The organism is Pseudomonas sp. XP1 (assembly GCF_053557675.1).
Window position 1 is genome coordinate 222,479 of the sequence record NZ_JBNRIJ010000005.1, and the last position, 9,508, is coordinate 231,986.

General features: G+C 62.7%; 9 protein-coding genes and 1 pseudogene. 4 read left to right on the forward strand and 6 right to left on the reverse strand.

The genetic code is table 11. The features are described from left to right. The 4 genes and pseudogenes from argB to coaBC form a co-directional block, all read right to left on the reverse strand. The coding region (gene argB / locus ACK1U9_RS07350; RefSeq protein WP_449109796.1) for an acetylglutamate kinase at positions 1-855 on the reverse strand (855 nt) is incomplete at its 3' end. A gap of 30 nt (positions 856-885) precedes the next feature. Next, positions 886-2,253, reverse strand: a pseudogene (locus tag ACK1U9_RS07355) (phosphomannomutase/phosphoglucomutase); the annotation flags it as partial. Positions 2,254-2,397: 144 nt separating this feature from the next. Further along, the gene (gene dut, locus ACK1U9_RS07360; RefSeq protein ID WP_015272329.1) at positions 2,398-2,853 is read right to left on the reverse strand and encodes a dUTP diphosphatase; all 456 of its coding nucleotides are present in this window, start codon (positions 2,851-2,853) and stop codon (positions 2,398-2,400) included. A gap of 5 nt (positions 2,854-2,858) precedes the next feature. Then, positions 2,859-4,070, reverse strand: a complete 1,212-nt coding sequence (gene coaBC / locus ACK1U9_RS07365) for a bifunctional phosphopantothenoylcysteine decarboxylase/phosphopantothenate--cysteine ligase CoaBC (protein ID WP_003253409.1) — start codon at positions 4,068-4,070, stop codon at positions 2,859-2,861. A 128-nt stretch (positions 4,071-4,198) separates the two neighbouring features. Between coaBC and radC the strand changes: the two genes are divergently transcribed. Further along, positions 4,199-4,879 carry a RadC family protein gene (gene radC / locus ACK1U9_RS07370; RefSeq protein ID WP_046613692.1) on the forward strand — a complete coding sequence of 227 codons (681 nt, stop codon included), beginning with the start codon at positions 4,199-4,201 and terminating at the stop codon, positions 4,877-4,879. Between the two features lie 104 nt (positions 4,880-4,983). Here the strand turns inward: radC and ACK1U9_RS07375 are convergent, their stop codons facing one another. Continuing rightward, positions 4,984-6,591, reverse strand: coding sequence for an ABC transporter substrate-binding protein (locus ACK1U9_RS07375; RefSeq protein ID WP_135002285.1), 1,608 nt, complete (start codon positions 6,589-6,591; stop codon positions 4,984-4,986). A gap of 361 nt (positions 6,592-6,952) precedes the next feature. Here ACK1U9_RS07375 and rpmB point away from each other — a divergent pair, with 361 nt between their 5' ends. Then, positions 6,953-7,189 (forward strand): 50S ribosomal protein L28, encoded by a 237-nt coding sequence (gene rpmB, locus ACK1U9_RS07380; RefSeq protein ID WP_003258972.1) that lies wholly within the window; start codon positions 6,953-6,955, stop codon positions 7,187-7,189. A gap of 10 nt (positions 7,190-7,199) precedes the next feature. After that, the gene (gene rpmG, locus ACK1U9_RS07385) at positions 7,200-7,355 is read left to right on the forward strand and encodes a 50S ribosomal protein L33 (RefSeq protein WP_003253507.1); all 156 of its coding nucleotides are present in this window, start codon (positions 7,200-7,202) and stop codon (positions 7,353-7,355) included. 70 nt (positions 7,356-7,425) lie between these two features. Here the strand turns inward: rpmG and ACK1U9_RS07390 are convergent, their stop codons facing one another. Next, positions 7,426-7,785, reverse strand: coding sequence for a cupin domain-containing protein (locus ACK1U9_RS07390; RefSeq protein WP_449109797.1), 360 nt, complete (start codon positions 7,783-7,785; stop codon positions 7,426-7,428). Between the two features lie 196 nt (positions 7,786-7,981). Between ACK1U9_RS07390 and ACK1U9_RS07395 the strand changes: the two genes are divergently transcribed. Then, positions 7,982-9,475 carry an aldehyde dehydrogenase gene (locus ACK1U9_RS07395; RefSeq protein WP_046613689.1) on the forward strand — a complete coding sequence of 498 codons (1,494 nt, stop codon included), beginning with the start codon at positions 7,982-7,984 and terminating at the stop codon, positions 9,473-9,475. Positions 9,476-9,508: the final 33 nt, after the last annotated feature.

Here is a 9,508-nt window from a genome sequence, read left to right on the forward strand (position 1 = left end):
GATCTCCAGCAGCACCGCATTCGGCACGCGGCCATCGATGATGTGCGAGCTGTTCACACCGCCCTGCACCGCATCCAGCGCGCACTTGATCTTCGGCAGCATGCCGCCGTAGATGGTGCCGTCGGCGATCAGTTCGTTGACCTGCTCGGTGGTCAAGCCGGTCAGTACCTCGCCCTGCTTGTCCATCAGGCCGGCGATGTTGGTCAGCAGCATCAGCTTTTCGGCCTTCAGCGCCTCGGCTACCTTGCCTGCCACCAAGTCGGCGTTGATGTTGTACGACTCACCGTTGGCACCTACGCCGATCGGCGCGATCACCGGGATGAAGTCACCCTTCACCAGCATGTTCAGCAGGTCGGTGTTCACGCTGACCACTTCGCCAACGTGGCCGATGTCGATGATTTCCGGGGTGGTCATCTCGGGCGTCTGGCGGCTGACCGTCAGCTTGCGGGCGCGGATCAGCTCCGCGTCCTTGCCGGTCAGGCCGATGGCGCTGCCGCCGTGGCGGTTGATCAGGTTGACGATGTCCTTGTTGACCTGGCCGCCCAGCACCATCTCCACCACGTCCATGGTCGCCGAGTCGGTGACGCGCATGCCGTCGATGAAGTGGCTTTCGATCGACAGGCGCTTGAGCAGGTCGCCGATCTGCGGGCCACCACCGTGGACCACCACCGGGTTGATGCCCACAGCCTTCATCAGCACGATGTCACGGGCGAAGCCGGTCTTGAGCTCCTCGCTCTCCATCGCGTTGCCGCCGTACTTGATCACCAAGGTCTTGCCGACAAAGCGGCGGATGTAAGGCAGTGCTTCGGACAAAACTTCGGCTACATGGGAAGCGGCATCGCGATCGAGGGTCATGCAGGGCTCCTGTAAGGAACAGATAGTCGGTCAGAACGGCAGTTGCAGCTCAGGCTCAACCCGCAGCAACTGGGTACGGAAAACATCCTTGATACGTTGCAATTCGGCGTCGCTGTCGGCCTCGAAGCGCAGCACCAGCACCGGGGTGGTGTTGGAGGCGCGAACCAGGCCCCAGCCGTGGGCGTAGTCCACCCGCACACCGTCGATGGTGGTCAGGTTGGCTTCGCCCCAGTCGGCGTCGCGTTGCAGTGCATCAATGATGCTGAATTTACCCTCGTCGGTCACATCAATATTGATTTCCGGCGTGGAAATATCGTTCGGGAACGCGGCGAACAGGTTTTCGGCGCTCTGCCCGGCCTTGCTGAGGATCTCCAGCAGGCGCACGGCGCTGTAGATGCCGTCGTCGAAACCGTACCAGCGTTCCTTGATGAAGATGTGACCGCTCATCTCGCCGGCCAGCAACGAGCCGGTCTGCTTCATCTTCTTCTTGATCAGCGAATGGCCGGTCTTCCACATCAGTGCGCGGCCGCCGTGCTGCTCGATCAGCGGGGTCAGGCGACGGGTGCATTTGACGTCGAAGATGATCTCGGCGCCCGGATTGCGCGACAGCACGTCCTGGGCAAACAGCATCAGCAGGCGGTCGGGGTAGACGATGCTGCCGGTGTTGGTCACCACGCCGACGCGGTCGCCGTCACCGTCGAAGGCCAGGCCGATGTCGGCGCCGGTTTCCTTGACCTTGGCGATAAGGTCTTCGAGGTTTTCCGGCTTGCCCGGGTCCGGGTGGTGGTTGGGGAAGTTGCCGTCGACCTCGCAGAACAGCGGAATCACTTCGCAGCCCAGGGCTTCGATCAATTGCGGCGCGACCACCCCGGCGGCACCGTTGCCGCAGTCCACGACCACCTTGAGCTTCCTGGCCAGCTTTACGTCCTCGACGATCTGCTGGAAGTAGCGGTCAAGAATCTCGACCTTTTCCACGCGGCCTTCGGCGCGGGTCAGGTCGTTGGTTTTCAAACGGGTCAGCAGGGCCTGGATCTGTTCGTTGGCCAGGGTATCGCCGGCAATGACGATCTTGAAGCCGTTGTAGTCCGACGGGTTGTGGCTGCCGGTCAGCATCACACCAGACTTGCCGGCCAGCACGTTGGCTGCGTAGTACAGCGCCGGGGTGGGCACCAGGCCGACGTCGCTGACATGGCAACCGGCATCGACCAGGCCCTTGATCAGCTGTTCGACCAGCATCGGGCCGGACAGGCGGCCATCGCGGCCGACCGAAACCTGAGGTTCGCCCTGTGCCAGGCTCTGCGCGCCGATGGCGCGGCCGATCCAGTAGGCGGTTTCGGCGTGAAGGGTCTTGCCGACCACGCCGCGAATGTCATACGCGCGGAAAATGCTGTCTGGCAGTGCGGCGGGTGCCAGGTGGGCCATGTCGTTCATCTCTGGAAGCTCCATTAGTCAAAGGCTTTCTGGGCAGGCGCAAACTGAACGCTTGGACGGTGGTTTCGCCAGAGAGTTCGCCATCCTTGGCCTGAACGGTCATTTCTCGGCTCAGTGGCTGCCGGAATGGCCGAAGCCGCCAGCGCCGCGCTGGCTTTCATCGAACGCTTCGACGATGTCGAAATGGGCCTGTACCACCGGTACCAGCACCAGCTGGGCAATGCGCTCGCCAACGGCGATGGTGAACGGGGTGTTGCCGCGGTTCCAGCACGACACCATCAACTCGCCCTGGTAGTCCGAGTCGATCAGCCCGACCAGGTTGCCCAGCACGATGCCGTGCTTATGGCCCAGGCCCGAGCGCGGCAGGATCACCGCCGCCAGGCCCGGGTCGCCGATGTAGATCGACAGGCCGGTGGGGATCAGCAGGGTCTGGCCTGGCTCGAGGACTGTGTCTTCCTTGAGCAGGGCGCGCAGGTCCAGGCCGGCGGAGCCAGGGGTGGCGTACTGCGGCAGTGGGAATTCGGTGCCCAGGCGTGGGTCGAGGATCTTGGCTTGAAGAGCGTGCATGTAACTTATTGAACCTGATTGAGCCGTTCGGCGATGAAGGCGACCAGTTGCCGGGCAATCTTGCCCTTGCTGGTCTGCGCGAAGAGGGTCTGGTGCTGCTGGCGGTCGATCACGGTCAAGGCGTTTTCCTCGCTGTTGAAGCCGATGCTGGGGTTGGCCACATCATTGGCGACGATCAGGTCGAGGTTCTTGTCCTTGAGCTTGCGCGTGGCGTAATCGAGCAAGTGTTCGGTCTCGGCGGCGAAGCCGACGCTGAACGGGCGGTCGGCGCGGCCAGCGATGGTGGCAAGGATATCGGGATTGCGCACCATCTGCAGCAGCATGCCGTCGCCGGTCGTAGGATCTTTCTTGAGTTTTTGCGTGGCAACGACTTCCGGGCGGTAGTCCGCAACCGCCGCAGAGGCGATGAACAGGTCGCACGGCATGGCCGCTTCACAGGCCGCGAGCATGTCCCGCGCGCTGACCACGTCGATCCGGCTGACCCGGTCGGGGGTCGGCAAGTGCACCGGGCCGGTGACGAGGGTGACCCGAGCCCCGGCCTCGGCGGCCGCTTCGGCCAGGGCGAAGCCCATCTTGCCGGAGCTATGATTGGTGATGTAGCGCACCGGGTCGATGTTTTCCTGGGTCGGGCCGGCAGTGATCAGCACGTGCTTGCCGGTCAGTGCCTGGCGCTTGAAGCTTTCCGCGGCACACCAGGCCAGGTCGGTGGCTTCGAGCATGCGGCCCAGGCCAACGTCGCCACAGGCCTGGCTGCCGGATGCCGGGCCGAACACCTGGATGCCCCGGCTCTTGAGCAGTTCGAGGTTGGCCTGGGTGGCCGGGTCGCGCCACATGGCCTGGTTCATGGCTGGGGCCACGGCGACGGTGGCATCGGTAGCCAGTACCAAGGTGGTCAGCAGGTCGTCGGCCATGCCTTGTGCCATACGCGCCATAAGGTCGGCGGTGGCCGGGGCGATCAGCACCAGGTCGGCCCACTTGGCCAGTTCGATGTGGCCCATGGCCGCTTCGGCGGCAGGGTCGAGCAGGTCCATGTGCACCGGGTGGCCCGACAGCGCCTGCAGGGTCAGCGGGGTGATGAACTCTGCACCACCACGGGTCATGACGACGCGCACCTGCGCGCCGTGCTCCAGGAGTCGGCGAATCAGTTCGGCGCTTTTGTAGGCGGCAATGCCGCCACCCACGCCGAGAACGATGCGCTTGCGATACAGCCGCTGCATAGGCTTGCCTTTTTCCAGTGAGAGCGGGCGGCGACGTTTGAAGATGCCTGCGGCAGAACGTCGCATGTACGAGGCGAAATAGATTAACACAGGGCCGAAATGGGCCGCAGCAAGGGCAGAGGGACGGGATGAATATCAGGGAGTGGCCGGCTGAAGAGCGGCCGAGAGAGAAGTTGCTGCAGCGTGGGGCCGCAAGCCTGACGGATACGGAATTGCTTGCTGTGTTTCTCGGCTCAGGTGTGCGTGGGCGCAATGTCGTGGAGTTGGCGCGAGGTCTGCTCGTGAAGTTCGGAGGCTTGCGCCAGTTGCTGGAGGCCGACCGTGAGGCCTTCGTCGGTGAGCTTGGGTTGGGCCCGGTGAGGTACAGCCAGCTGCAGGCGCTGCTGGAGATCGGGCGCAGGCATCTTGCAACGTCAATTGAGCGTGAATCCGCGATGGACAGCCCGGCAACGGTGAGGCGCTATCTGAAAGCGATGCTGCGACATGAGGTCAGCGAGGTGTTTGGATGCCTGTTTCTCGATACCAAGCACAGACCGTTGGCGTTTGAAATCCTCTTCCGAGGCACGATAGATCGGGCCAGTGTCTACCCGCGGGAAGTGGTGCGGCGGGCATTGCTGCATAACGCAGCGGCCTTGATCCTGTGCCACAACCACCCCTCGGGCAACAGTGAGCCCAGCCAGGACGATGTGCATTTGACCCTGTCGTTGAAGCGAGGGCTGGCGTTGATCGATGTGCGGGTGCTGGATCACATCATCATCGGTGACGGGGAGCCGCTGTCGATGGTCGAGCATGGGTGGATTGTGGCTTAGGCAATTGTGCTGCCTGTCCCGGCCCTTTCGCGGGTAAACCCGCTCCCACAGGGATAGCGCCATGTTGAAAGTTGGCGCGGTCCCGCGAAGAGGCCGGTGCAGGCTTACTTGCTCACTGACACCTTGCTGAAATCCTGCCGCCCGAACGGGCTCACCTGATAGCCCTCCACCCCTTGGCGCAGCAGTGCCGCCGCCGTCGGATGCGCCAGCGGCACCCACAGCGCCTGCTGCTGAATCAAGGTTTGCGCCTGCTGGTACAGCCGGCTGCGCACGCTCTGGTCGTTGGTGGTGCGCCCGGCGCTGATCAACTGGTCCAGGCGGCTGTCGCAGAAGCGTGCGAAGTTGGTCCCCGACTGCACCGCCGCGCAGGAAAACTGCGGGCTGAGGAAGTTGTCCGGATCGCCGTTGTCACCCGCCCAGCCCATGAACAGCAGGTCATGCTCGCCCGCCTTGGCGCGACGGATCAGCTCGCCCCACTCGATCACGCGGATCTCGGCCTTGATGCCGATCTTGGCCAGGTCGGCCTGCAGCATCTGCGCACCGAGGCTGGGGTTGGGGTTGAGCAGGCTGCCCGACGGGCGGGTCCAGATCGTGGTGCTGAAGCCCTCGGCCAGGCCAGCCTTGGTCAGCAGGGCCTTGGCTTTTTTCAGGTCCAGCGGGTAGCCGGGCAGGTCCTTGGCGTAGCTCCAGGTGTTGGGTGGGTAGGGGCCGTTGGCCGCCACCGCGGAGTCTTCGAACACGGCCTTGAGGTAGGCCTGCTTGTCGAAGGCCAGGTTGATGGCCTGGCGCACTTCCGGCTTGTCCAGCGGTGGGTGCTGGCTGTTGATGGCGACGAAAGCGGTCATGAACGCCGGCGTGGTGGCCACCTTGAGGTTGCCGTCCTTGCCGGCTTCGGCAATGTCCAGCGGCTTGGGCGACAACGCGACCTGGCACTCGCCACGCTTGAGCTTCTGCAGGCGCACGTTGGCATCGGTGGTGATGGCGAAGATCAGCGGGTCGACCGCCGGCTTGCCGCCGAAGTAGTCGGGGTTGGCGCGGTAGCGCACCACGGCGTCTTTCTGGAAACGCTGGAAGATGAACGGCCCGGTGCCGACCGGCTGGCTGTTGAGCTTCTCCGGCGTGCCGACCTTGAGCAGCTTGTCGGCGTACTCGGCTGAATAGATCGAGGCGAAGCCCATGCTCAGGGTGGCCAGGAAGGTGGCGTCCGGGTGGCTGAGGGTGAAGCGCACGGTGTTCGGTGCCGGCGCCTCGATCGCCTTGATCAGGCTGCCCAGTTGCAGCGACTGGGCATGCGGGTAGCCGCCCGGCGCGGTCTTGTGCCAGGCATGGGCGGGGTAGAGCATGCGCTGGAAGCTGAACAGCACATCGTCGGCGTTCATTGCGCGGCTTGGCTTGAAGTAGGCGGTGGTGTGGAATTTCACGTCATCGCGCAGGGTGAAGTCGTAGATCAGGCCATCGGCCGATACCGTCCAGCTGGCCGCCAGGCTCGGCACCACCTTGCCTTGCGCCGCGTCGAACTCCACCAGGCGGTTCATCAGCACATCGGCCGTGGCGTTGGTGGTGGTCAGCGAGTTGTACTGCACCACGTCGAAGCCTTCGGGGCTGGCCTCGCTGCAGACGCTCAGCGGGGCGGCCTGGGCAACGCCGGCGGCGAACAGGGCGCCTGCGGCGAACAAGGAGTTGAACAATAAGGAAAGGGCGGCAGCACGCATGGTGGCTCCTTGGCTGTCAGTGGCCCATCTGCCAGTGCAGTCTGGAAAAGGCCTACCCTAGTGTGCTCGTAGGAAAATGACCACACCCTTTTTTACAAAACTGGCGACGAGCGGTCGACGGCTGGCGGGGCCTGCCGCTATGCTGGCCCGGCGCGCTTGGCCGGCGCCGGAAACGTATCTTCTGTTGTTGTGGCCAAGTCTTTCTGGTATAAAGCAGCGCTCTTTTCTAGGGGCTCGGCCTGTCGCGTCAGCGTATCCGGTCGGTAAGACCTCCAGAATCACGGCGCCCAGGCGCCAAAGACTGAGAGATTAAGCGGCCAACCCATGCCGGGTTGGGCATGTGGTTTTAGAGGGCTGAGTCATGTCGAGAGTCTGTCAAGTTACTGGTAAGGGTCCAGTAACCGGGAACAACATTTCCCACGCAAACAACAAAACCCGTCGTCGTTTCCTGCCGAACCTGCAGCACCACCGTTTCTGGGTTGAATCCGAGAAGCGTTTCGTGCGTCTGCGCGTATCTGCCAAAGGCATGCGCGTCATTGACAAGCGTGGTATCGACGTAGTGCTGGCCGAGCTGCGCGCTCGCGGCGAAAAGTTCTAAGGAGAACGTCATGCGTGAATTGATCCGTCTGGTTTCGAGTGCTGGCACTGGCCACTTCTACACCACCGACAAGAACAAGCGCACCACTCCGGACAAAATCGAGATCAAGAAATACGATCCGGTTGTTCGCAAGCACGTGGTGTACAAGGAAGCCAAGATCAAGTAATTGATCGGCGACCTGAAAAAACCCGCCTCCGAAAGGATGCGGGTTTTTTTTTGCCTGTTCGGGCCTCAGATCATTTCTGCTCGAACATCACATAGATCTTGCGGCAAGGCTCCAGCACCTCCCAGGTGCCCTTGAACCTCGCCGGGATGACAAACCGGTCACCGGCACGCAAAGTCTTGGCCCCACCATCCTGGTCACGCAGCACCGAAACGCCTTGAACGATCTCGCAGTACTCATGCTCGGTGTAGTTCACCGTCCACTGCCCCACCTCGCCTTCCCACACGCCTGCAGCAAACTGCCCGCAGGGGCTGGAATAATGGTTGTAGACCGCCTGGTCTGGCTCGCCCTTGAGGATTTTTTCAGCTGCCGGGCGGTAGCGTTCGGCCTCGGTGATGACCTGCGCGAAGTCGATGATGCTGTCGATGCTCATGGTGCGGCTCCTGTTGTTGTTTAATAAAATGCACATCAGTAGGCTTTTGAGCCTTCTGTGTCAAATATATTGATAGTTTACCCGGGCTGGTTTAGGGTATCGCTTGCCAGTGTGCGCTCGTCGCCCGGCCAGAATTCTGACAACGCCTGTGAGTCCTCAGTGCGGCGTTGCACCTAAACAAGAGGAGGAGTTTCGTATGACCACCCTGACTCGTGCGGACTGGGAACAACGTGCCCAGCAACTGAAGATCGAAGGCCGTGCCTTCATCAACGGCGAATACACCGATGCCGCATCCGGTGAAACCTTCGAGTGCCTGAGCCCGGTCGACGGACGCTTCCTGGCCAAGGTTGCCAGCTGCGACTTGGCCGATGCCAACCGCGCTGTGGAAAACGCCCGTGCCACCTTCAACTCCGGCGTGTGGTCGCAGCTGGCTCCGGCCAAGCGCAAGGCCAAGCTGATCCGCTTCGCCGACCTGCTACGCAAGAACGTCGAAGAGCTGGCGCTGCTGGAAACCCTGGACATGGGCAAGCCGATCGGCGACTCCTCCAGCATCGACGTACCTGGCGCGGCCAATGCCATCCATTGGACTGCCGAAGCCATCGACAAGGTTTACGACGAAGTCGCCCCGACTCCGCATGACCAGCTCGGCCTGGTTACCCGCGAAGCGGTGGGTGTGGTCGGTGCCATCGTACCGTGGAACTTCCCGCTGCTGATGGCCTGCTGGAAGCTCGGCCCGGCACTGGCCACCGGTAACTCGGTAGTGCTCAAGCCGTCTGAAAAATCGCCGCTGACTGCCATTCGCATTGCCCAGCTGGCCATCGAAGCCGGTATCCCGGCTGGCGTGCTGAACGTGCTGCCAGGCTACGGCCACACCGTGGGCAAGGCCCTGGCCCTGCACATGGACGTCGACACCCTGGTATTCACCGGTTCGACCAAGATCGCCAAGCAGCTGATGGTTTATGCGGGCGAATCGAACATGAAGCGCATCTGGCTGGAAGCCGGCGGCAAGAGCCCGAACATCGTCTTCGCCGACGCTCCGGACCTGCAAGCTGCCGCCGAAGCTGCCGCCAGCGCCATCGCCTTCAACCAGGGCGAAGTGTGCACCGCCGGCTCGCGCCTGCTGGTCGAGCGTTCGATCAAGGACAAGTTCCTGCCAATGGTGGTCGAGGCCCTGAAAGGCTGGAAGCCAGGCAACCCGCTGGACCCACAGACCACTGTCGGTGCCCTGGTCGACACCCAGCAGATGAACACAGTGCTGTCGTACATCGAGGCTGGCCACAAGGACGGTGCCAAGCTGGTGGCTGGCGGCAAGCGTACCCTGGAAGAAACTGGTGGCACCTATGTAGAGCCGACCATCTTCGACGGCGTGACCAACGCCATGAAGATCGCCCAGGAAGAAATCTTTGGCCCGGTGTTGTCGGTGATCGCCTTCGATACCGCAGAAGAAGCCGTCGCCATTGCCAACGACACGCCGTATGGCCTGGCCGCTGGCATCTGGACCTCGGACATCTCCAAGGCCCACAAGACCGCCCGTGCCGTGCGCGCTGGCAGCGTCTGGGTCAACCAGTACGACGGCGGCGACATGACCGCGCCGTTCGGTGGCTTCAAGCAGTCGGGCAACGGCCGTGACAAGTCGCTGCATGCACTGGAGAAGTACACCGAGCTGAAGGCGACCTGGATCAAGCTGTAATCGTAAGGGGCCGCTTTGCGGCCCAATCGCCGG

What these genes read in the sequence shown, in the direction of transcription:
- ACK1U9_RS07395 (WP_046613689.1), top strand. Translation starts at nt 7,982, where the DNA reads ATGACCACCCTGACTCGTGCGGACTGGGAACAACGTGCCCAGCAACTG.
- radC (WP_046613692.1), top strand. Translation starts at nt 4,199, where the DNA reads ATGAATATCAGGGAGTGGCCGGCTGAAGAGCGGCCGAGAGAGAAGTTG.
- ACK1U9_RS07375 (WP_135002285.1), bottom strand. Translation starts at nt 6,591, where the DNA reads ATGCGTGCTGCCGCCCTTTCCTTATTGTTCAACTCCTTGTTCGCCGCA.
- rpmB (WP_003258972.1), top strand. Translation starts at nt 6,953, where the DNA reads ATGTCGAGAGTCTGTCAAGTTACTGGTAAGGGTCCAGTAACCGGGAAC.
- rpmG (WP_003253507.1), top strand. Translation starts at nt 7,200, where the DNA reads ATGCGTGAATTGATCCGTCTGGTTTCGAGTGCTGGCACTGGCCACTTC.
- ACK1U9_RS07390 (WP_449109797.1), bottom strand. Translation starts at nt 7,785, where the DNA reads ATGAGCATCGACAGCATCATCGACTTCGCGCAGGTCATCACCGAGGCC.
- dut (WP_015272329.1), bottom strand. Translation starts at nt 2,853, where the DNA reads ATGCACGCTCTTCAAGCCAAGATCCTCGACCCACGCCTGGGCACCGAA.
- coaBC (WP_003253409.1), bottom strand. Translation starts at nt 4,070, where the DNA reads ATGCAGCGGCTGTATCGCAAGCGCATCGTTCTCGGCGTGGGTGGCGGC.